Below are 21,780 nucleotides of genomic sequence, written 5' to 3'. Positions count from 1 at the left end.
AACACTCTTCTCGAAGGGCTGCTCGAGGAACTCGAGGGGCTGCTCGGCGGACTGGTGCGTCACCAGCCGCGCAGTCGGCCCAGCACCACCCCGGCCGGCCCCCGCGCCGTACCCGGTCCACCGATGTCCAGCGCGGACACGAGCTCGGTGAGTGCCGCGGGCACTCGCCCCGGGTCCCCGGCATGGACTGTCGCGACCACCTCGCCGGCCCGCACCGCGTCACCCTCGACGCGATGTAGCAGCACTCCGGCTGTCGGGTCCACGGACTCGCCCGGCCGGGTGCGCCCGGCACCGGCCAGCCATGATGCGCGGCCCACGGCCAGGGCGTCCCACCTCACCTCCCCCGACTCCGGGGCCCGCACCTCCTCCGTGTGCGCGGCCAACGGCAGCGCGGCACCGGGATCGCCTCCCTGCGCCGCGACCATCGCGCGGAAGGAGTCCATCGCCCGCCCGTCGCCCAGGCGCTCACGCGGGTCACCGTCGATCCCCACCGCGTCCAGCGCTTCCCTCGCCAGTGCGCAGGTCAGGTCCACCATGTCGGGTGGGCCGCCCCCGGCGAGGATCTCGACGCACTCCGCCACCTCGAGAGCGTTGCCCACCGCCCGGCCCAGCGGGGTGTGGTTGGCGGTCACCAGCGCGCTGGTCCGGACCCCGGCCGCCGTACCGATCCCCACCATCACCCGGGCCAGCTCCTCGGCATCGGCGCGATCGGGCCGGAAGGCCCCGGATCCGCACTTGACGTCGAGCACCAGCGCGCCGGTGCCCTCGGCGATCTTCTTGCTCATGATCGAGGCCGCCAGCATGGGGATGGAGGGGACGGTCCCGGTGACGTCCCGCAGGGCGTAGAGGGCCCGGTCGGCGGGCGCGAGGTCGGCACCGGCCGCGCAGATCACCGCGCCGGTCTGCTCGAGGATCCGGCGCCTGGCGGTGGCGTCGAGGTCGGCGCGCCAGCCGGGGATCGCCTCGAGCTTGTCGAGCGTGCCGCCCGTATGGCCGAGCCCTCGCCCGGAGAGCTGGGGCACCGCCAGCTCCCAGGTGGCCAACAGGGGCGTCAGCACGAGGGTCACGGAGTCGCCCACCCCTCCGGTCGAGTGCTTGTCCACCGTGGGCACGCGCCGGCCGGCCCGGGTCAGCCCGGACAGGTCCAACCGGGTACCGGAGTCCACCATCGCGGCGGTCCAGCGGGAGATCTCCCGGTCGGTCATCCCCTGGAAGTAGATCGCCATCGCCAACGCCGACATCTGCTCGGGGGGCACGACCCCGCGGGTGTAGCCGTCGACGATCCAGTCGATCTCGTCGTCGTCGAGCTCCTTCCCGTCCCGTTTGGCCTCGATGATCCGCACGGCGTCCAGCGACCGGTTCACGTCAGGTCCTCCGGCCCGAAGGCGTCCGGCAGGAGTTCGCCGAGGCGCACGGGGCCACGGGCGGTGTGGACCACCAGGTCCGGGCCACCGTGCTCGTGGAGGAGTTGGCGGCACCGCCCGCACGGTGACAGTGGGTCCCCGTCGTGGGTGACGACGACGAGCTCGAGCAGTCGCCCGCCACCCGTGCGGTGGAGGTCGGAGACGAGCGAGCACTCGGCGCAGAGGGTGAGTCCGTAGGACGCGTTCTCGACGTTGCACCCGGTCACGATCCTGCACTCGTCGCCGCCGGGTGCGGACGCCAGAGCGGCGGCCCCCACCCCCAACCCCGAGTACGGCCGGTAGGCGTTCCGGGCGGCCGCCAGCGCGGCTTCCCGCAAACCGCTGCGGGGCGCATTCCTCTGTGCTGCGGTTTCGTTGACAGACACCCTTTTCTACCCTTCGGTAACTTCAATTAGGGTCCCCTAACAGGCATTACCCGTTCGGACCACGCTACCCACCCAGCTTCTCGTCCGTGTCCTCTCAGGTCTAAAGTCCTAGTAGGCGCCCGCTGTGCTCTCGGGCAGGAACCGCGCGCCGATGGCACTACGCCCAGACGATTCGGAGGCACGACAAGCCCATGAGTACTGCGCAGGCGCCGGCGCGTCCGGCAAAGAAGATCAGCATCTACAAGGGTGACCCGGGGATGTGGTCGTGGGTCGCGCACCGTGTCTCGGGCGTCGCGATCTTCTTCTTCCTCTTCGTGCACGTGCTCGACACCGCGCTCGTCACCGTGAGCCCGGAGTCCTACAACGCCGTCATCGACACGTACAAGACCCCGATCGTCGGCCTCATGGAGATCGGCCTCGTCGCGCTCGTGCTCTTCCACGCGCTCAACGGTCTGCGCATCGTGGCCGTGGACTTCTGGTCCAAGGGTGCGAAGTACCAGCGCCAGATGCTCTGGGCCGTCCTGGCGATCTGGGTCGTGGTCTTCGCCGCGGCCACCGCCCGCCTCCTCTTCCTTCTCTTCCAGCACATCTAAGGAGAACGATCACCATGGCAGACGCACCTGTTCTCCAGACGTCCTACGATCGCCCCGCCTCGCTCGCCCAGCCGCGCTCGCCGCGCCTGCGCTCGCGCGGCAACTTCGAGCGCACCGCGTGGATCTTCATGCGCGCCTCGGGCGTCGCACTGGTCATCCTCACGATCGGCCACCTCACCGTGGGCCTCATGATCGACGAGGGTGTCCACCGCATCGACTGGGCCTACGTCGCGGATCGCTGGCAGAGCCCGTTCTGGGCCACGTGGGACCTCCTCATGCTCTGGCTCGCCCAGCTCCACGGCGCGAACGGCGTCCGGACGGTCATCGCGGACTATTCGCGCAAGGACTCGACGCGGTTCTGGCTCAACGCGATCCTCATCGCCGCGACCGTCCTCGTCCTCGTCCTGGGCACCTACGCCATCTTCGGCCTCGCCTACGACGTCTGATCGACGCCTGCGGACCGTTCCACTTCGAAAGCGAGCACTGAGAATCCCATGACCGATCGTCAGGTCCACCAGCACCAGTACGACGTGGTAATCGTCGGCGCCGGCGGCGCAGGCATGCGCGCGGCCATCGAGTCGGGCCCGCGTACCCGTACCGCCGTCCTCACCAAGCTCTACCCCACCCGCTCCCACACCGGCGCCGCCCAGGGCGGCATGTGCGCCGCCCTCGCGAACGTCGAGGAGGACAACTGGGAGTGGCACACGTTCGACACGGTCAAGGGCGGCGACTACCTCGTCGACCAGGACGCCGCGGAGATCATGGCCAAGGAGGCCATCACCGCCGTCATCGACCTGGAGAACATGGGCCTGCCGTTCAACCGCACGCCCGAGGGCAAGATCGACCAGCGCCGTTTCGGTGGTCACACCCGTGACCACGGCAAGGCTCCCGTGCGCCGGGCCTGCTACGCGGCCGACCGCACCGGGCACATGATCCTGCAGACGCTCTACCAGAACTGTGTCAAGCACAACGTCGAGTTCTTCAACGAGTTCTACGTCCTGGACCTCTGCCTCACGGAGACCCCCGAGGGCCCCGTCGCCACCGGCTGCGTCGCGTACGAGCTCGCCTCCGGCGACCTCCACGTCTTCCACTCCAAGGCCACGGTCTTCGCGACCGGCGGTTCGGGGCGGATGTACAAGACCACCTCCAACGCCCACACCCTCACCGGGGACGGCATGGCCGTGGTCTTCCGCAAGGGCCTGCCGCTGGAGGACATGGAGTTCCACCAGTTCCACCCGACGGGTCTCGCGGGCCTGGGCATCCTCATCTCCGAGGCCGTCCGCGGCGAGGGCGGCATCCTGCGCAACGCCGACGGCGAGCGCTTCATGGAGCGCTACGCCCCCACCATCAAGGACCTCGCACCGCGTGACATCGTCGCCCGCTCGATGGTGCTCGAGGTGCGCGAGGGCCGCGGTGCCGGGCCCGAGAAGGACTACGTCTACATCGACGTGACCCACCTCGGCGCGGACGTGCTCGAGGAGAAGCTGCCCGACATCACCGAGTTCTCGCGGACCTACCTCGGTGTCGACCCGGTCACCGAGCTCGTCCCGGTGTTCCCGACGTGTCACTACGTCATGGGCGGCATCCCGACCAACGTCAAGGGCGAGGTGCTGCGCACCAACGACGACGTGGTGCCCGGCCTCTACGCCGCCGGGGAGTGCGCGTGCGTCTCGGTGCACGGCTCCAACCGTCTGGGCACCAACTCGCTCCTGGACATCAACGTGTTCGGCCGCCGGGCGGGTATCGCCGCCGCCGACTACGCCGCGGGCCACGACTTCGTCGAGCTCCCCGAGGACCCCGAGAAGATGGTCCGTGAGTGGATGGAGAGCATGCTCGCGGATCACGGCACCGAGAACGCCAATGACATCCGGACCGAGATGCAGGCCATGATGGACGACAAGGCGTCGGTGTACCGCACCGAGCAGTCGCTCACCGAGGCCCGCGACGAGCTCCGCGTGCTCAAGAAGCGCTATGCCGACGTGACCGTCAGCGACAAGGGCAAGCGCTTCAACACCGAACTCCTCGAGGCCGTCGAGCTGGGCTTCCTCCTGGAGTTGGCGGAGGTCACCGTTGTGGGTGCCCTCAATCGCAAGGAGTCCCGTGGCGGACACGCCCGCGAGGACTACCCGGACCGCAACGACGACGAGTACATGAAGCACACGATGGCGTTCAAGGACGGCCTCGGTCTTCTCTCCGAGATCCGGCTGGACTGGAAGCCGGTAGTGCAGACCCGCTACGAGCCGATGGAGCGTAAGTACTGATGACCACCGCAGTCGACACCACCAAGGCCAACGACGGCAAGGACCCCAACTCCAACCGTCCGGTGCCGCCCGGTTCCACCATGGTCACGCTCAAGATCGCCCGGTTCAACCCGGAGGATCCGGACTCGGCGGGCTGGAAGGAGTACGAGGTCCCGGCCCTTCCGTCGGACCGTCTGCTCAACCTCCTGATGTACGTCAAGAACTACATGGACGGCAGCCTCGCGTTCCGTCGGTCGTGTGCGCACGGCATCTGTGGTTCGGACGCCATGCTGATCAACGGCGTCAACCGCCTGGCGTGCAAGGTCCTCATGAAGGACATGCTCCCCAAGGACGGCAAGTCCATCACCATCACCATCGCCCCGATCCGCGGGCTGCCGGTGGAGAAGGACCTGTACGTCGACATGGAGCCGTTCTTCAAGTCGTTCCGTGACGTCATGCCGTACCTCATCACGTCCGGCAACCAGCCGACGGCCGAGCGGATCCAGTCCCAGACGGACCGGGCCCGCTTCGACGACACCACCAAGTGCATCCTCTGCGCCTGTTGCACGACCTCGTGCCCGGTGTTCTGGGCCGACGGGTCGTACTTCGGCCCGGCGGCGATCGTCAACGCGCACCGGTTCATCTTCGACTCGCGTGACGAGGGCGCGGCCGAGCGACTGGAGATCCTCAACGACGCCGAGGGTGTCTGGCGTTGCCGCACCACCTTCAACTGCACCGATGCGTGCCCCCGTGGCATCCAGGTGACCAAGGCGATCCAGGAGGTCAAGCGCGCACTGCTGTTCGCGCGCTGACCGTCCGACGACTCGCCCGGCGGGGCCGCACCTTCCTCCTGTGGAGGGTGCGGCCCCGCCGGCATTCGCGGAGAGGCGCCTGCCCGCGTCTCCGGTATCAGATCCCGCGCCTGCCCGCCTCTCCGGCATCCGCTCCCGCGCCTGCCCGCCTGGAGAGTCCGGACCGGACATGGCCCACACCCCCCGGGCGGGTCCCGTCCGGAACCGCCGAGCCCGGACGTAGACTCGGGACCCGTGACCCGCACCCGTCGACGTCCCGCGCACAGAGTCATCGGCGTCGTCACGGCCGCGCTAGTCGGGCTGGCGCCGCTCGCCGTCGCGGGTCCCGCGACGGCCGTCGAGCCGGCCCCGGAAACCGCGCTCACCGAGCCTCCGCCCCCCGCGGTGTTGCCGTCGACCACCTCGCCCGAGTACTTCGACACCCCCCGCGACCTCACCGGGTGCCCGTACCGCACCGCACCGCCGGCTCCCGTCGACGAGTCCGAGGTCCCGCTGCCCGGTCAGACCTCCCCCGCCCCTCCCCCGGTTCCCGGGACGCCCGCCGGCGGCGATGCCCTGGCAGGGTGCGACGTCGTGGCGCCGGACGGGTTCGAGGTGCCCCGCGACGTCACCGCCAGCGCCTGGATGATCTCGGATCTGGACACGGGCGAGGTGGTGGCCGCCCGTGATCCCCACGGCCGCTACCGCCCGGCGAGCCTGATCAAGACCCTGCTCGCCACCGTCGTCCTGGACACCCTGGAGGCAGACCGCGTCATCGAGGTGACCGATGAGGACCTCCGGGGCGCAGAGGGCAGCCTGGTGGGCATCGGCCCGGGCGGTGAGTACACGGTCGACCGCCTGTTGCGTGGCCTGCTCATGTCGTCGGGCAATGACGCCGCCGTGGTGCTCGCGCGCCGGATGGGCGGGATCGAGGAGACGCTGGAGGCGATGAACGCCCACGCGGCCGGGCTCGGCGCGTTGAGCACCCATGCCCCCACCGTGAACGGACTGGACGGGCCCGGGATGATGTCGTCGGCATACGACATGTCGCTCATCTTCCGCGACGCGATGACTCGCCCCGAGTTCGCCAGCATCGTGGGCACGGAGATGTCCGGGTTCCCCGGGTATCCCGCGGGCGAGGGCGCGGACGCACCCGATCCCGCCTCGGCGCCGGCTCACACCGGCCCGACCGCGCGCGCGGACGGAACCCCGGTCAACCCCGGGTTCGTGCTGGCCAACGACAACCAGTTGCTCTACAACTACCCGGGGGCGATCGGCGGCAAGACAGGCTTCACCGACGACGCCCGACACACGTTCATCGGTGCCGCCGAGCGGGATGGTCGGCGCCTGGCGGTGGTTCTGCTCGACGGCACCCGTGTGCCCACGTCACCGTGGGACCAGGCGGGCCAACTCCTCGACGCCGGATTCGACACCGACGACTCCGTGGGGCGGTTGGTGACGGGTCCGCCGACCGGGCCCGGAGCGGGGACCGAGCACCTGGCCTCCGGCCCCCTCGGTGCGGTCGGGACCGCCGGCCAGCGCGAATCGTCTGCCGCGAGCGGGTCCGTGCTCGTGCGGCACGGCCCGTGGCTGGCCGTCGGTGCCGCAGGGCTGGTGGTGCTGGCCGGCGCGGTGATGGCCCTGCGGTCGCGCCGCTGAAGTACACGCCACGTGTCTCACGCACTCCCGGGCGGTGTCCCGGGGCGTGGGTCCGGTCGTGTCCCGGGTGGTGGATCTGGCTGTGGGCCTGATGGCTGGGTGGGGGGGGCGACGTGGTGTCAGGAGACCGTGCCGGCTCCGGCGAGGATCACCCTCAGGCGTCCGGTGCACTCCTCGACGGCAGCTCGCGCGTCGTAGCCCACCGCCACCTCCACGAGGAGTCGGAGGAGGACCACGACGACGAGGTCGGCTGCGATGTCGATCGCGTTTCCGTCTGCGCCGGAGAGCGTCTCGAGCCGGCCCAGGGTGATCCCCAGACGGCGGCGTGCGGAGTCGACCGCCGCCGAGAGCACCCGGTGGTCGGCGTGGGTGGTGTCGACGAGCCCGCGGGCGAGCACCGACCAGGTCTGTGGATCACGGACGGCGGCGGCCGAGGCCCGGCCGGGCCAGTCCACGACGGGGTCCGATGCAGGCTCGGTGACCAGGTCGTCGACGAGGCGTCCGAGCGCCTCGGCCGCCCCCGCCGCGAGTTCGGAGGCCAGGGCGTCTACCGACTCGAAGTGCCGGTAGAACGCGGTGGGGACTATGCCCGCCTCGCGTGCGAGTTCGCGGACGGCCAGGCCCGCGAAACCCCGTGTGGCCACCGCCTGGCGGCCCGCGGCGACGATGAGTGCACGTGTGTGCCGCTTCTGTTCCGCCCGGGTACCTGGTGTCGCCACGCCCGTGATGCTATCGCCTGACTGGCATATCCGCACGTGGGGGACCCCCTGACAGAGTGTGACCCACGAGACAGAGCGAGGCCCCTTCTCATTTGAGAGAACGTATGTACACTCAAACCTGTCCGGTGGTCGACCCGGACGGATACACCCCCGTCGTGCGACCGCGACCGTGAGGTCCGGGCCGCACATCACGGCAGTAGGCCGCGTCCGACGGCTCCCGACCACACCGACCGCTACCTTCCGGAGGTCCTCATGACCGCCCCGACCATCAGCCGACTCTTCTCCCGCGGGATCACCCGCACCCTCCTCACCCCACACCCGGTGGAGCACTACGTCCGCTCGCTCGGAGTGACGTGGTCCGACGACCCGACCGGCGCTACCGTCGTGGCCGTCGACCGACCCGTCGCCGACGTCACAGTCATCACTCTCCGCCTGCCGGCCGGGGTCGACCGACCCGCTCCCGGTGCCGCGCTCGAGATCGGCGTGGTGGTCGACGGCGTCGTACACCGCCGCCACTACTCCCCCGTGGACTCCGCCTCCCGATCCGACGGTCTGGCGACGATCGCCGTCCGCCGCCATCCGGGGGGCGTGGTCTCCGAGCACCTGTGGTCCGAGGCCAGCCCCGGGATGCGTCTCCTGCTCGGGAACCCCGTCGGGGAGGTCACGCTGCCCGAGGCCCGCCCGACCGACGTGCTGCTGGTCAGCGGCGGCAGCGGCATCACCCCGATGCTCTCCATCGCCTCCACCCTGGCCGGGGAGGGCCACTGCGGCGACGGGTCCGCGGGCCGGGTCGCCTGGCTGCACTACGCCCGCCGGGTCGAGGACGTGCCGTTCCGCGACCGGATCCGCGAGCTCTCGCGCGCCGGGGTCGAGGTCCGGGTTGTGCCCACCGCCGACGTGAACCCGTCAGACTCGTCAGACCTCTCGGACTCGTCAGACCCGTCGCCCCGGGGCCCGGCCGGCCACCTCACCGCCGGCCACCTGGACGAGGTGGCTCCGTGGCACGCCGACGCCACCGTCTTTCTCTGCGGCCCCGAGGGCCTGGCCGACGGGCTGGCGGACGCGCTCGGAGCCGAACGCTACGCAGACGTCCTCCGCGAACGATTCACCGCCTCCAACGGCCCCGTGCCCGAGGGCGACGGCGGCACCGTCACCCACGTCAAGAGCGGCGTATCCGCCCACAATGCCGGGACCACGTTGTTGGAGGGTGCGGAGGCAGCGGGGCTGTCCCCGAAGCACGGCTGCCGCATGGGCATCTGTCACACCTGCACCGCCGTCCGCGTCTCCGGGGCCACCCGCGACCTCAGGACGGGCGAGGTCGACACCGAACCCGGCTGCCTCGTCCAGATCTGTGTCTCGGCACCCGTGGGTGATGTCGAGATCGACATCTAGACGACCCCGGCACCACACACCACAGCGCACCACGCACCCGTAAGCCCACCGGAACACCCGGAAGGACCTCCATCATGACTCTCCTGCAGCTCCCCACCATCCGCTCCAAGAAGCCGAAGGCCGAGAAGACGGCCGCCACCGCCCCCGATCCGGTGGTGCTGTCCGCCGAGTCGGTGGAGATCATCGGCCGTGAACTCGACGCGATCCGCGACCGGGTGGTCGCGGATCTGGGCACCGCCGACCGCGATTACATCCTGCGCGTGGTCCGCACCCAGAGACGGCTCGAGCTGACCGGCCGTGCCCTGATGTTCCTCGGCTTCCTGCCCCCCGCCTGGCTCGCCGGGGTGGCCGCGCTGAGCGCGTCCAAGATCCTCGACAACATGGAGATCGGCCACAACGTCATGCACGGCCAGTACGACTGGATGCGCGACGACATGCTCCACTCCTCCAGCTTCGAGTGGGACAACGTGTGCCCCTCCGACCAGTGGCGGCACTCGCACAACTACATGCACCACACGCACACCAACATCCTGGACCTCGACCGGGACATCGGGTACGGGATCCTGCGCATGGAGTACGAGCAGCCGTGGAACCCGCTGCGACTGGGCAATCCGCTGTACGCCTTCGGGCTCATGATGGCGTTCGAGTGGGGGGTCATGCTCCACGACCTCGAGTACGACAACGTGCTCAAGGGCAAGCGCAAGTGGTCTGACGTCAAGGGTCTCCTCGCCGGCTGGTGGGGCAAGATGCGCGGCCAGGTCGCCAAGGACTACATCGTCCACCCGGCACTCACCGGACCACTGTTCCCGCTCACGTTCGCCGGCAACCTCACCGCCAACCTCGTCCGCAACGTCTGGGCGTTCTCGGTGATCTTCTGCGGCCACTTCCCCTCGGGTGCCCAGGTCTTCACGCAGGAGGAGACGGCCGAGGAGACCCGCGGAGAGTGGTACGTGCGCCAGATGCTCGGCTCGGCCAACATCTCGGGCAGCCCGTTCATGCACCTGGCCACCGGCAACCTGTCGCACCAGATCGAGCACCACCTGTTCCCCGATCTGCCCGCGCACCGCTACCCGGAGATCGCCGAAGAGGTGCGGGCGCTCTGCGAGGAGCACGGTCTGCCGTACACCACCGGCCCGCTGTGGAAGCAGGTGGCGAACGTGTGGTCCAAGATGTTCCGACTCGCCCTGCCGCTGCCGCCCACCCCGGCGGACACCCCGGCCGTCCTCATCGAGCGAAGGAAGATGACACCGGCCGCCTGAGCCGGGGTACCTTCGTGGACACCACCGATGGAGGGAGCAGTCCCATGGGCGACTTCGAGCGCAACAAGGACCAGGTCCAGGCAGGTGTCCAGGCAGGGGCGTCGCTGGTCGGCCGGATCACCGTGATCATCACCGACGCGATCGGCTCCATCGCCAAGGAGGTCGGCGACTTCGTCACCGACGGTATCGAGATGAGGGAGGCCGCCCGGGCGGCCCGGCTCGACGAGCGCAAGAGCTCCCCCGAGATCGAACTGGACGGCATCGAGGACGGCGAACTGCAGGGATGAGGCCTGTGGTGACCCGATGACCGTGGCCGGTGGGATCTCCCCCCGGCCTCGGTGGCAGGATCGCTCGACGTGACGATCATCGCCGCCGCGGACGGCTCCGCGCTCGGGAACCCCGGCCCCGCCGGTTGGGCCTGGTACATCGACGAATCCCGATGGCGCTGCGGCGGCTGGAAACGTGGTACCAACAACCAGGGCGAACTCACCGCGGTCCTGGACCTGTTGCGTCAGACCGCGCACTCCCCGGAGCCACTCCACATCCTGTGCGACTCGCAGTACGTCATCAATTCGGTGACCAAGTGGATGGCCGGCTGGAAGCGCAAGGGCTGGAAGAAGGCCGACGGTAAGCCGGTGTTGAACGTCGAGGTCATGAAGGCGCTCGACGAGGCGATGCGGGGCCGCGAGGTCACCTTCGAGTGGGTCAAGGGCCACGCCGGCCACGAGCTCAACGAGAAGGCCGACGTCCTGGCCAACGGAGCTGCCAAGGCCCATGCGTCGCGCCGGGAGCCCGACGCCGGCCCCGGTTTCCCGGGAGCCCGGTCGGTCGGTGCGGGCGACGACCCGGCGGTCCCCCCGGCCGCCGACGGTGGCGCGCGGCCCACGAAGGCCACCGCCACGCCCGCTGCCACGGCCACGCCCGGTGCCGCGGCGGGTCCCGCGGACGCCGAGCCGGATCTGTTCACCCTCGAAGAGTCGGGATCCGCCTCGGCGCCGTCCGCGTCATCTACGCCGTCCGCGCCGGCCGTGGATCTCGTCGTGGAACTGGAGCGGTCACTGCTCACCGACACGGTCCGCGGCGACCGTCGCCGGCTCGATGCGCTCCTGGACCCGTCGTGGAACCACGTGTGTGCCCGTGGAGAAGTGTGGTCGCGCGAGGACAGGCTCGCGGCCGCCGAGTCACCCGACCGTGGCACCGGAGACCGCGCGATGGAGGTCATCGACGCGCGCGAACTGGGTTCCGACACAATTCTGCTCGTCTGGCGCGAGCGTTCACGGAACAGCTCGATCCTGCGGAGCTCGGTGTGGGTGCGGTCCCGCGGCTCCTGGCGCCAGACCTTCCAGCAGGGCACGCCTGAGGCCTGAGCTCCTGACCCTCGGACGGCAGCGCGAGCAGCACTCCGCACACGGGGAACGGCGCCCCCCCACCACGTCTGGTGAGGGGCGCCGCTACTCGACCGTGGCGCGGGGCCTACAGGCCGCCCAGCAGCAGGTGGAGCAGATCCCCAACGATTCCGATCAGACCGGCGACTAGACCCATGTTGCGACTCCCTACAGGTGATGTGATGCTCGGCGGGTTCCTCTCCCCGTCAAGCTGGCACCGACTCTAGAGACGTAGTGTGACCGAGGTGTTTCATCCCTCGGTCGCTGCCGTGAAATAGGGCTTCGGGGAGGCAAGGATACATCTGTATAGATTTTTCTTCACAGAACTCCTCCGGACCCCCGGTGTCTCAGCCGCGACGCGGCGCCGTGAATCCGACCGCCTGGTAGACCTGCGAGAGCACCGGCCCGGCCACCGCCCGGGCGCGCTCCGCGCCGTCAGCCAGCACCCGTTCGAGTTGGCCCCGGTCGGACATGTACTCGTCGAACCGACCGCGCAACGGGGTCACGAACGCCTCGAGGGCGTCCGCGGTGTCGGTCTTGAGCGCACCGTAACCGGCACCCGCGGTCTGGTAGTCGGCCACGATGTCGGCGACCGCCCGTCCGGTGAACGCCGACTGGATGGTCAACAGGTTGGACACTCCCGGCTTCATCTCGCGGTCGAAGCGGATGTCACCGTCGGAGTCGGTCACCGCGCTGCGGATCCGCTTGGCGGAGACCTTGGGGTCGTCCAACAGGTTGACGATGCCCTTGGGGTTCTCCCCCGACTTGCTCATCTTGGCCGTGGGGTCCTGCAGGTCGTAGATCCTTGCCGAGCCCTCGAGGATCTTGCCCTCGGGAACCACGAAGGTCTTCTTGAATCGTGAATTGAACCGCATCGCCAGGTCGCGGGTGAGTTCGAGGTGCTGACGCTGGTCTTCGCCGACGGGCACCAGGTGCGGGCGGTAGAGCAGGATGTCGGCAGCCATGAGGACCGGGTAGGTGAACAGTCCCACCGTGGTCCCGTCGGTGCCCTGCTTAGACGACTTGTCCTTGAACTGGGTCATCCGGGCGGCCTCGCCGTAGCCGGTGATGCACCCCAGCACCCAGGCCAGTTCGGCGTGCTCGGGGACGTGCGACTGCACGAACAGCACCGAGCGGTCCGGGTCCACACCCAGGGCCAGCAACTGTGCACAGCCGCGGAACACCCGCTCGCGCAGCTCCTTGGGATCCTGTTTGACGGTGATCGCGTGCAGGTCGGGGATGAAGTAATAGGCGTCGTAGTCGTCCTGCAGGTCGACCCACTGCCGCACGGCGCCCAGGTAGTTGCCGAGGTGGTAGGAGTCGGCGGTGGGTTGAATGCCGGACAGGACGCGCTGGCGCTTCGCCGGCGCCTGCGCGTCGGCCGGCCCTGATGCGGGCGTGGGAACTGCGGAGGTGGACTGCTCAGACATGGCCACCATCATCCCACGGTGCCGTCGGACCGCCGGTCACGCCCTCGCACGGCCGGTCACCGCACCGTCAGCGGTCACCGCACCGTCAGCCGTCGGCGGGCGACGCCGACTCCGGCGGGAATCCGCCCGTGGCGACCGGGCCCCAGTCGTCGATCGCGACCCGGATGAGGCACTTGCCCTGCCTGGCCATCGCCGCGCGGTACTCGTCCCAGTCGTCGTGCTCGCCGGCCACACTGCGGAAGTACTCGACCAGCGGCTCGACGGCCTCGGGAAGATCGACGATCTCCGCGGTGCCGTCCAGGTGGACGTACGGGCCGTTGAAGTCGTCAGAGAGAACGCACACGCTGACGGCCGGGTCACGGCGGATGTTGCGCACCTTCGCGCGCTGCGGATAGGTCGCCACGACGAGCCTGCCAGCCCCGTCCAGACCGCAGGTCACCGGAGAGGACTGGAGCCCTCCCGAGTCTCGCCGGGTGATGAGGACAGCCCGGTGCCGGGGGCGGAGGAACTCCTCGAGGCCGGCACGATCGGGACGTTCGGCGGTCGCGTACTTGGTCATGGTGCCGAGGCTACGGACCCGTCCCCCACGCGGCATCCGCGACCGCGGGCCCGAGGCGAGCGGCCACCCTCGTCGTCGTCACCGACCTCCGCGAGACCCAGTCACCGACGGTGACGGACCCTCACCCGCAGACCGGGTCACTCATACACAACGGTGACCGGAGCGTGGTCGGACCACCGCATGTCGTAGGCGCTCGCGCGGTCCACCCGGTCGGACACGGCGCGATCGACCAGACCGTCGGAGACCACGTGGTAGTCGATACGCCACCCCGCGTCGTTGTCGAAGGCCTTGCCCCGCTGACTCCACCAGGAGTACGGGCCGATCTCGTCGGGGCGACGATGCCGGACGATGTCGGTCCACCCGCTGGCGTCGGCGAACAGGTCGGACATCCACTCCCGCTCGTGTGGCAGGAAGCCGGAGCTCTTGTGGTTGCCCTTGTGGTTCTTCAGGTCCTCCTCGCGATGGGCGATGTTCCAGTCGCCACAGATGATCATCTCGTGGCCGTCACGGGCGCCGACGGTCTCGGCGCTCGCGTGGAGGTGCTCCCGGAAACTCGCCAGGAAGCGGTCCTTCTCGTCCTGCTTGGGAGTCTCAGCCGTGCCGGAGGGCAGGTAGAGGCTGGCGACGGTGACGGTCTCGCCGTCCACGGCACCGGGGTACACGGCTTCGATGTAACGGCCGGACTCATCGAACTCGGGATCGCCGTGTCCGATGCGCACCTCGGTGGGCTCCCGCCGGGAGAGGATCGCCACCCCGGCCCGGCCCTTGAGCGAGGACGCCGAACCGATGAGGTACCACCCGGCGTCGAGCGCGGGGGCGAGGGCCTTGCGGGCCTGGTCCTCGTCGGCACGCACCTCCTGGAGGGCGACCACGTCCGCCCCGCTGCTCTCCAGCCAGGGCAGGAATCCGAGGTTGGTCTCCGAACGCTGCCTGACGGCGGCGCGGATCCCGTTGACGTTGACGGTGCTGACGGTGAGGCTCACGACGATCAGGCTACCGACCCTCCGGAGGGTGACCGTTGACACACCGGGCATACATTCATACATTAGGACGATCAATGTATGAATGAAGGGATCTCGGGATGCACGGAGCGACAGCAGTGGTCCTCGGCGGGAGCGTGGCGGGCCTGTGCTCCGCCGGGGTACTGGCACCGCACTTCGACAGGGTGGTCGTCCTCGAGCGGGACGAACTGCCGCCCGGTGCCGAGCACCGGCGCGGAGTCCCCCAGAGCAAGCACCCGCACTTCGTCCTCAACGCCGGGCGCCGCGCGATCGGCACGATCTTCCCGGGGTTCGAGGAGTCACTCATCGAGGCGGGCGGGCTGCTGCTCATGCCGTCCATGGAGGCCGCCTACGGCGAGAACGACGGGTGGGGACCGCGCAAGTCCAGCACCATGACGATGATCTACTCCTCCAGGGTCCTCATCGAACGCGTCCTCAGGGACAAGGTCCGGACACTGGCAGGCGTCGAGATCCGTGAGGGCACGGCCGTGTCCGGCCTGGCCACCACCGGTGGCGGCACGGTCACCGGTCGCGTCACCGGGGTCGAGTACCGGGACGCCGGCGGCGAGACCAGGACCATCGAGGCCGATCTCGTGGTAGACGCCCTGGGCCGCGGGTCCTCGGTCCGCGACTGGCTCGCCGCCGCCGGATGGCCCTCTGTCCCCGAGAAGACCCTCGACGCCAAGGTCACCTACACGTCCCGCTGGTACCAGCTCCCGGCCCCCTCGGAGAGGCCGCCGGGCTGGTGGTGGAAGCACCTGGTGCTGACCCCCACCCAGGAGAACGGCCCCCACCCACAGGAGCACGAGTACCTGTCCAACTTCTTCCCGATCGAGGGTGACCGCGCGATCTCGTGCATGGGCTCCTGGGGCCTGGAGATGCCGCGGAAACCCGAGACGTTCGAGGCCGCCGCCGACCGTCTCCGCGCACCCACCTTCGCCGCAGCGATGCGCGCGAGCACCCCGGTCTCGGAGGTGCATCTCACTCGATCGACCGGAAACAAGTGGCGCCGCTACGACGAGATCGACCACCCCCCGCTGGGCCTCGTCTCGATCGGCGACGCGGTCTGTGCCTTCAACCCGTTCTACGCCCAGGGGATGAGCTCGGCCGCCCGCTCGGCTGTCGTGCTCTCCGACGTGCTGAGCGAGTACCGCTCACTCGACACGTCCTTCACCCGCGACTTCCTCGACCGACAGCGGGCGTCCCTGGAGGTGCCGTGGATGCTCGCCATGGCCCGCGACCAGGGGTACGACTTCGCCGAGGGCACGGAGGTCGCCCCGGCGTGGCGCCGGAAGATCATGGCGAAGGTGTCGTGGCCGGTGTTCAACGCCATCACCGCCGCCGCCCGCGAGGACGACTACGTGGAGCAGACGTTCACGGCGGTGTTCAACCTGGACAAGTCGCTGCGCGACATGATGACGGACCCGCGTTTCGTCTCGGGGCTGCTGCGGCACAAGATCCGCGAGGCGCTCGGCCGCACCCGGGTCCCCGCCGGGTTCGACATCCGGTCCGACCCGCCGGGAACCGACTACTCCGATCCCGCGAACCCCGTCGAGCCGGCGGCTGCCACGCCGCGGACCGCGACCCGTCGGACGAGGGGCTGAACCATGGCGTACTCCTGTGAACCGCATGCCCGGCAGGTCGCGGACTTCCTCGGCTTCGCCTGCGACGACGCTCACCCCGTCGGCGCCGTGCGCTCCCCGTTCGCGCTCGAGCACTGGACCATGCCCCTGCTCGAGGTGCTGATCATCGCCGGTGCGGTCTTCGCACTGGTCCACGCGTGGCGGCGCTGGCGGCGCGACGGCGACCCGGTGAACCTCGGACTGTGGTTCGCCTCGCTGATCTACCTGGCCGTCATCGAGCCGCCGCTGTACTTCCCCGAGTGGTTCGGCCTGCAGGACTACGTGGGCTTCATCTTCTCGCACAACGTCTTCACGGTGCAGTTCATGTTCGACCGGCTCCCGCTGTACATCGTGGCGTTCTACCCGGTGATCTCACAGATCACCTACGAGCTCGTCCGCGCACTGGGGATCTTCACACGGCGTGGTGCGGCGATCGGGGCGATCGCCACGGCGTTCGCCAGCCAGGTGTTCTACGAGATCTTCGATCAGCTCGGACCCCAGCTCAAGTGGTGGGCGTGGAACCCGGAGAACATGATCAACACCCCGATGTTCGCCTCCGTCCCCATGAACAGCATGTGGGTGTTCGCCTCGGTGTCGTTCGGCGTCATGGTGTGGCTCGTCGTCAAGCTCCTCGGCGGGCCCGGGCGCACCGGGACCCCGATGGGCGGCGGATCGCTGGCCTGGCGCACCGTGCTCGCCGGCGTGCTCACCCCGGTGCTCATGGTGATCCTGGCCGCTCCCACCAGGGTGGGGGTCGACGCCGAGGGCGAGGGCACCCTCCAGAAGGTCATCCTGTGGACGTTCCTCGGGATCCTGTGGCTCGTGGGCCTGTGGCTGCTGGCGGACGGGACCCGTCGGACGTGGAGGGGTTCCGCGGAACCGTTCGACTCGCCCGCCTTCGTCCGGGTGTATCCCGCCACCTACGTGGGTGCGCACGCACTGTTCTGGATCGCCGCACTCCCGGCGTTCCTGGGCGCGACGGACGGGGTCACCGCCGGCGGCACCCCGATCGGCAGCGGGTGGTACGCGCTCGCCTGTTTCGCGGTCGCCACCTGGTTCGTCGTCGCGGCGGTCCTGGCGACCCGGACCCCCACCGGCGCCCGCGGCACCGCCACCGGCACTCCCGGCGGCGCTCCCACCGACACCGGGGATCCGCAGACGCGCGAGGCCGATGTGACACCCTGATCCGATGGCGAGACACGGGTGGGGCGGGCGGCCCCCGGCGAACGAGGAGGAGGCGCGTCAGCGCATCATCGACGCCACCGCCGGCCTGATCGACCGTCACGGGGTCGCCAAGACGACCCTCTCCGACGTCGCGGCCGAACTCGGGGTGACCCGGCAGACGGTGTACCGGCACCTCGGGAGCATCAGCGAGATCGTCAGCGTCGTGGCGGCCCGGGGTGCCGAGGACTTCGTCGACCGGATGGTCTCCCACCTCGAGGGCAGCCGCTCCCCCGCGGACGCCGTTGTCGAAGGCATCCTGTTCTGCCTGCGCACGGTGCCGAACGACCCACGACTCAACCTGCTGCTGCAGCTCGGCGACACCGCCACGTTCAGCCGGGCCGCCACCTCCCCGGTGATGCTCGGGTACGGCTCCGCGATGCTGCGCAGGTTCCCCGTGGACTGGGCCGACGCCGGGGTCTCCGACGACGACCTCGACGGCCTCGCCGAGATGATCATGCGACTACTCATCTCCCTGCTGGACTCCTCCACCGAGGTGCCGCGACCGGAGGACGAGGTCCGCGCGCTCCTCGAACGGTGGCTCGTTCCGGCGCTCACCCGGTCCTGAGTTCGTCGCGGGTGGACCGACGCGCCGTCCAGACCGCTCCCACGAGGATCGCCAGACCGGCAGCCGCGAGGGCCGCTCCCGCGAGCGCCGGGGACGTGTAACCGAAGCCCAGCGCGATCACCACTCCGCCGAGCCACGCCCCCAGGGCGTTGGCGGCGTTGAGCGCGGAGTGGTTGAGGGACGCCGCCAGTGTCTGACCCCTGCCCGCGTACTGCATCAGTCGGGCCTGCAGACCGGGCACGAGCGCGGACCCCGTCATCCCCACGAGGAACAAACCCACCAGCGCCGTGACCGGATGATGCGCGGCCACCGCGAACAGCGCCAGGACCACGGTCATGGCCGAGGCGATCGCGACCAACCCGCGGTCGAGGTCCCGGTCCGCCACCACGCCCCCGAGCAGGTTGCCGGTCACCATGCCGAGACCGTAGACGGCCAACACCGCGGGCATCCAGCCGCGGTCGATCCCGGCGACGTCGACCATCGTCCACTGGATGTAGGTGTAGACGGCGAACATCCCACCGAATCCCACGCAGCCCACGGCGAGGGTCGCCAGGATCTGGGGTCGGGCCAGCGCGGCCAGCTCCTCGCGCGCCCTGACCACCACCCCGCCCGCCGGTTCGGGGACGACGACGAAGATCGCGGCCACGGTGAGAGCTCCGATCACCCCGACCGCGAGGAACGCCGCCTCCCAGCCTGCGGCCTCGCCCAGCCAGGTGGCGGCCGGGACACCGATCACGTTGGCCACCGACAGACCCAGCAGGACCAGGGATACCGCCCGCGCCTGCCGTCCCTGGCCGGCGAGAGAGGCCGCCACCAGCGAGGCCACGCCGAAGTAGGCGCCGTGCGGGATTCCCGCGACGAACCGGGCGGCGACCAGGATCTCCGCGGTGGGAGCGAAGGCGGCGGCGGTGTTGCCCACGGTGAACAGCGCCATGAGCACGAGGAGCAGGGTGCGGCGGCGCCACCGGGAGGTCCACACGGTGAGCAGCGGGGCTCCCACCACCACCCCGAGGGCGTAGGCGGTGATCACGTGTCCCGCCTGTGGTTCGGTGAGCCCGAAGTCGTCGGCGATCGACCGCAACAGCCCCATCGCCGCGAACTCGGTGACGCCGATGCCGAACCCGCCGAGCGCCAGGGCGAGGATGGCCATCTGCACGCGCCGGGCGGTGGGCGCGGCACCGGTAGTGGGGCTCGTGGTCACCGGAGCAGGCTACGCCCACCCCGGAGACGGCCTGCCGTTCCCGGCCCGATCAGGGGGCGGTGCGCATGAGGCGCCGGCCGATGTAGACCACCAGGAACGCGGTGACGTACATCACGATGCTGTAGACGGCGGCCGCCAGGCCCACCTCCTCGTCGCCGATCACGGTGAAGGCGATGAGCAGGGTCAGGGTGGTGTTCTTGATGCCGAACTCGACCGCGATTGCGATCTGCTCGGCACGGCGCAGACGGCACACCCAGGAGAGCAGTCCACCCACCACGATCAGTGCCAGGTTCAGGACGACCACCGCCGGCCCCACCGCCACGATGAGGTCTACGATCCGGTCCCTCTCGCCGAGGACGATGCCCACGATGAGCAACACCAGCACGACGAGCCCGACGATGCCGACGAAGCGCTCGATGCGGGCGGCCAGTGCGGGCTTCCGCGCACGGAGGACCATGCCGAGGAGCACAGGGATGAGGATGACCCCCAGCAGGAGCCCGAAGGTCTGGCCGAGCGGGACGGTGACCTCGGCGTCGGCGGCTCCCGGGATGATCCGCGCGCCGATGCCGAACCACATCGGGAGGGTGAGGATGACGGCCACGGAGGTGAGTGCGGTGAGGATGACCGACAACGCGACGTTGCCACGGGCGAGGTAGGTGATGAGGTTCGACGTCGCCCCTCCGGGCGTCGCCGCCACGAGCACCACACCGAGGGCCAACATCGGGGAGAGCCCGAACAACAGGGCCACGCCCACACCCATCAACGGCACCAGGACCAGCTGGCCGAACAGTCCGACGATCGTGGCCCACGGCGACCTGGCCTGGACCGCGAAGTCCTCCCTGGTGAGGCTGAGTCCGATGCCGATCATGATGATGGCCAGGGCGACCGGTAGGCCGATATCGATCAGGGGACTCTGGTCCACGAGGGGCTCCTGGGGTCATCGGGCGAACGGGGGCCGGTCCATATGTGAGTTGGACCACTGTCCGGTCACGTTATCCCACCGGCGACGGCCGCGGCCCCCACACCGTCCAGGCGCGGGGGCCACGGTTCAGGCTGCGGGGATCCCGGCTCAGGCGCGAGCGCGCTTCAGGTTCTCGTCCAGTGCCGCCAGGAAGTCCTCCGTGGTGAGGTAGTCCTGGTCCTCCCCGACGAGGAGGGCCAGATCCTTCGTCATCTGGCCACCCTCGACGGTCGTGATGACGACGTCCTCGAGCTGGTGCGCGAACTCGATGACCTCTGGGGTGTTGTCCAACGTGCCCCGGTGCTCGAGCCCACGGGTCCAGGCGAAGATCGAGGCGATCGGATTGGTGGAGGTGGGTTTGCCCTGCTGATGCTGCCGGAAGTGGCGCGTGACGGTTCCGTGGGCGGCCTCGGCCTCGCAGGTCTTACCGTCCGGGGTGAGCAGGACGGAGGTCATGAGGCCCAGCGAACCGAAGCCCTGGGCCACCGTGTCGGACTGCACGTCGCCGTCGTAGTTCTTACAGGCCCAGACATACCCGCCCTCCCACTTGAGCGCGGAGGCGACCATGTCGTCGATGAGGCGGTGCTCATAGGTCAGGTCGGCGGCATCGAACTCGGCCTTGAACTCGCGGTCGAAGACGTCCTGGAAGATGTCCTTGAAGGCGCCGTCGTAGGCCTTGAGAATGGTGTTCTTGGTGGACAGGTACACCGGGTAGTCGTGCTGCAGCCCGTAGTTGAACGAGGCGCGTGCGAAGTCCTCGATCGACTTGGTGAAGTTGTACATGCCCATGACCACGCCGCCGTCTTCCGGCATCTCGACGATCTCGTGCTCGATCGGCTCGGAACCGTCGGCCGGCGTGAACGTGATGGTGACCTTGCCGGCGCCGGGAGCCTTGAAGTCGGTGGCGCGGTACTGGTCGCCGAAGGCGTGGCGGCCCACGATGATCGGCTTGGTCCAGCCCGGCACCAGGCGGGGGACGTTGGAGATGATGATCGGTGCGCGGAAGATCGTCCCGCCGAGAATGTTGCGGATGGTGCCGTTCGGCGAGCGGTACATCCGCTTCAGTCCGAACTCCTCCATGCGAGCCTCGTCGGGAGTGATGGTGGCGCACTTGACGCCCACGCCGTGCTTCTTGATGGCGTTGGCGGAATCCACGGTGACCTGGTCGTCCGAGGCGTCACGGTTCTCGATGCCGAGGTCGTAGTACTCGAGATCCACATCCAGGTAGGGATGGATCAACTCGTCCTTGATGAACTTCCAGATGATGCGGGTCATCTCGTCGCCGTCGAGTTCGACGACCGTCCCCTCGACCTTGATCTTCGACATCGGGCCCTCTTTCTCCGCTCGCCCTGCTGGGGCCGGCGTTGTCGGCGAACATTGTGACGTACGC

At 69.4% G+C, this 21,780-nt stretch carries 21 protein-coding genes; 12 read left to right on the top strand and 9 right to left on the bottom strand.

What is annotated here, in order from left to right:
- Positions 1 to 59: 59 nt before the first annotated feature.
- Together A6048_RS04505 and A6048_RS04500 are read right to left on the bottom strand one after the other, a co-directional pair.
- On the bottom strand, positions 60 to 1,364 hold the full coding sequence (locus A6048_RS04505) for a thymidine phosphorylase (RefSeq protein ID WP_107748597.1): 1,305 nt from the start codon (positions 1,362 to 1,364) through the stop codon (positions 60 to 62).
- Positions 1,361 to 1,789, bottom strand: a complete 429-nt coding sequence (locus A6048_RS04500; RefSeq protein ID WP_107748598.1) for a cytidine deaminase — start codon at positions 1,787 to 1,789, stop codon at positions 1,361 to 1,363. The genes A6048_RS04505 and A6048_RS04500 overlap by 4 nt, the downstream gene beginning before the upstream one ends.
- Before the next feature lie 191 nt (positions 1,790 to 1,980).
- Between A6048_RS04500 and sdhC the strand changes: the two genes are divergently transcribed.
- The 5 genes from sdhC to A6048_RS04475 all read left to right on the top strand — a co-directional run bounded on the left by sdhC (position 1,981) and on the right by A6048_RS04475 (position 7,072).
- Positions 1,981 to 2,382, top strand: a complete 402-nt coding sequence (gene sdhC / locus A6048_RS04495) for a succinate dehydrogenase, cytochrome b556 subunit (RefSeq protein ID WP_107748599.1) — start codon at positions 1,981 to 1,983, stop codon at positions 2,380 to 2,382.
- Positions 2,383 to 2,396: 14 nt separating this feature from the next.
- Positions 2,397 to 2,828, top strand: coding sequence for a succinate dehydrogenase hydrophobic membrane anchor subunit (locus tag A6048_RS04490; RefSeq protein WP_107748600.1), 432 nt, complete (start codon positions 2,397 to 2,399; stop codon positions 2,826 to 2,828).
- A gap of 48 nt (positions 2,829 to 2,876) precedes the next feature.
- Positions 2,877 to 4,643: a succinate dehydrogenase flavoprotein subunit gene (gene sdhA, locus A6048_RS04485; RefSeq protein WP_107748601.1), complete on the top strand. Its 1,767-nt coding sequence runs from the start codon at positions 2,877 to 2,879 to the stop codon at positions 4,641 to 4,643.
- Positions 4,643 to 5,434, top strand: a complete 792-nt coding sequence (locus A6048_RS04480; RefSeq protein ID WP_107748602.1) for a succinate dehydrogenase iron-sulfur subunit — start codon at positions 4,643 to 4,645, stop codon at positions 5,432 to 5,434. The genes sdhA and A6048_RS04480 overlap by 1 nt, the downstream gene beginning before the upstream one ends.
- A gap of 234 nt (positions 5,435 to 5,668) precedes the next feature.
- On the top strand, positions 5,669 to 7,072 hold the full coding sequence (locus A6048_RS04475) for a D-alanyl-D-alanine carboxypeptidase family protein (RefSeq protein WP_107748603.1): 1,404 nt from the start codon (positions 5,669 to 5,671) through the stop codon (positions 7,070 to 7,072).
- A 119-nt stretch (positions 7,073 to 7,191) separates the two neighbouring features.
- Here A6048_RS04475 and A6048_RS04470 read toward each other — a convergent pair whose 3' ends face one another.
- Positions 7,192 to 7,791: a TetR family transcriptional regulator gene (locus tag A6048_RS04470; RefSeq protein ID WP_107748604.1), complete on the bottom strand. Its 600-nt coding sequence runs from the start codon at positions 7,789 to 7,791 to the stop codon at positions 7,192 to 7,194.
- 252 nt (positions 7,792 to 8,043) lie between these two features.
- Between A6048_RS04470 and A6048_RS04465 the strand changes: the two genes are divergently transcribed.
- The 4 genes from A6048_RS04465 to A6048_RS04450 all read left to right on the top strand — a co-directional run bounded on the left by A6048_RS04465 (position 8,044) and on the right by A6048_RS04450 (position 11,809).
- Positions 8,044 to 9,183, top strand: coding sequence for a flavin reductase family protein (locus A6048_RS04465; protein WP_107748605.1), 1,140 nt, complete (start codon positions 8,044 to 8,046; stop codon positions 9,181 to 9,183).
- A gap of 74 nt (positions 9,184 to 9,257) precedes the next feature.
- Positions 9,258 to 10,442, top strand: a complete 1,185-nt coding sequence (locus tag A6048_RS04460; protein ID WP_235027633.1) for a fatty acid desaturase family protein — start codon at positions 9,258 to 9,260, stop codon at positions 10,440 to 10,442.
- Positions 10,443 to 10,456: 14 nt separating this feature from the next.
- A complete protein-coding gene (locus A6048_RS04455; protein WP_425320805.1) occupies positions 10,457 to 10,729 on the top strand; it encodes a hypothetical protein in 273 nt (90 codons plus the stop codon).
- Between the two features lie 69 nt (positions 10,730 to 10,798).
- A complete protein-coding gene (locus tag A6048_RS04450; protein ID WP_107748607.1) occupies positions 10,799 to 11,809 on the top strand; it encodes a ribonuclease HI family protein in 1,011 nt (336 codons plus the stop codon).
- Positions 11,810 to 12,174: 365 nt separating this feature from the next.
- Here the strand turns inward: A6048_RS04450 and trpS are convergent, their stop codons facing one another.
- From trpS to A6048_RS04435, 3 genes are all read right to left on the bottom strand, one after another.
- Complete coding sequence (gene trpS / locus A6048_RS04445) at positions 12,175 to 13,257, bottom strand: tryptophan--tRNA ligase (RefSeq protein ID WP_235027378.1); 1,083 nt, start codon at positions 13,255 to 13,257, stop codon at positions 12,175 to 12,177.
- Between the two features lie 85 nt (positions 13,258 to 13,342).
- Positions 13,343 to 13,816, bottom strand: coding sequence for a PPOX class F420-dependent oxidoreductase (locus A6048_RS04440; RefSeq protein WP_107748608.1), 474 nt, complete (start codon positions 13,814 to 13,816; stop codon positions 13,343 to 13,345).
- Positions 13,817 to 13,953: 137 nt separating this feature from the next.
- Complete coding sequence (locus A6048_RS04435) at positions 13,954 to 14,799, bottom strand: exodeoxyribonuclease III (RefSeq protein ID WP_107748718.1); 846 nt, start codon at positions 14,797 to 14,799, stop codon at positions 13,954 to 13,956.
- Between the two features lie 98 nt (positions 14,800 to 14,897).
- Between A6048_RS04435 and A6048_RS04430 the strand changes: the two genes are divergently transcribed.
- The 3 genes from A6048_RS04430 to A6048_RS04420 are packed head-to-tail and all read left to right on the top strand — an operon-like array spanning position 14,898 to position 18,228.
- Positions 14,898 to 16,421, top strand: coding sequence for an FAD-dependent oxidoreductase (locus tag A6048_RS04430; protein WP_107748609.1), 1,524 nt, complete (start codon positions 14,898 to 14,900; stop codon positions 16,419 to 16,421).
- 3 nt (positions 16,422 to 16,424) lie between these two features.
- Positions 16,425 to 17,624, top strand: coding sequence for a hypothetical protein (locus tag A6048_RS04425; protein ID WP_200837320.1), 1,200 nt, complete (start codon positions 16,425 to 16,427; stop codon positions 17,622 to 17,624).
- Between the two features lie 4 nt (positions 17,625 to 17,628).
- Positions 17,629 to 18,228 carry a TetR/AcrR family transcriptional regulator gene (locus A6048_RS04420; RefSeq protein WP_107748610.1) on the top strand — a complete coding sequence of 200 codons (600 nt, stop codon included), beginning with the start codon at positions 17,629 to 17,631 and terminating at the stop codon, positions 18,226 to 18,228.
- On the opposite strand, the gene A6048_RS04415 is transcribed toward A6048_RS04420, so the two are convergent.
- The 3 genes from A6048_RS04415 to A6048_RS04405 all read right to left on the bottom strand — a co-directional run bounded on the left by A6048_RS04415 (position 18,215) and on the right by A6048_RS04405 (position 21,716).
- Complete coding sequence (locus tag A6048_RS04415) at positions 18,215 to 19,378, bottom strand: MFS transporter (protein ID WP_235027381.1); 1,164 nt, start codon at positions 19,376 to 19,378, stop codon at positions 18,215 to 18,217. The genes A6048_RS04420 and A6048_RS04415 overlap by 14 nt on opposite strands.
- A 100-nt stretch (positions 19,379 to 19,478) precedes the next feature.
- Positions 19,479 to 20,351: a bile acid:sodium symporter family protein gene (locus A6048_RS04410; protein ID WP_107748612.1), complete on the bottom strand. Its 873-nt coding sequence runs from the start codon at positions 20,349 to 20,351 to the stop codon at positions 19,479 to 19,481.
- 147 nt (positions 20,352 to 20,498) lie between these two features.
- Positions 20,499 to 21,716 (bottom strand): NADP-dependent isocitrate dehydrogenase, encoded by a 1,218-nt coding sequence (locus tag A6048_RS04405; protein ID WP_107748613.1) that lies wholly within the window; start codon positions 21,714 to 21,716, stop codon positions 20,499 to 20,501.
- Positions 21,717 to 21,780: the final 64 nt, after the last annotated feature.

The organism is Dietzia psychralcaliphila (assembly GCF_003096095.1).
In the GTDB taxonomy this organism is placed as follows: Bacteria; Actinomycetota; Actinomycetes; order Mycobacteriales; family Mycobacteriaceae; genus Dietzia; species Dietzia psychralcaliphila.
This window is presented reverse-complemented; position numbering and strand designations above follow the sequence as displayed.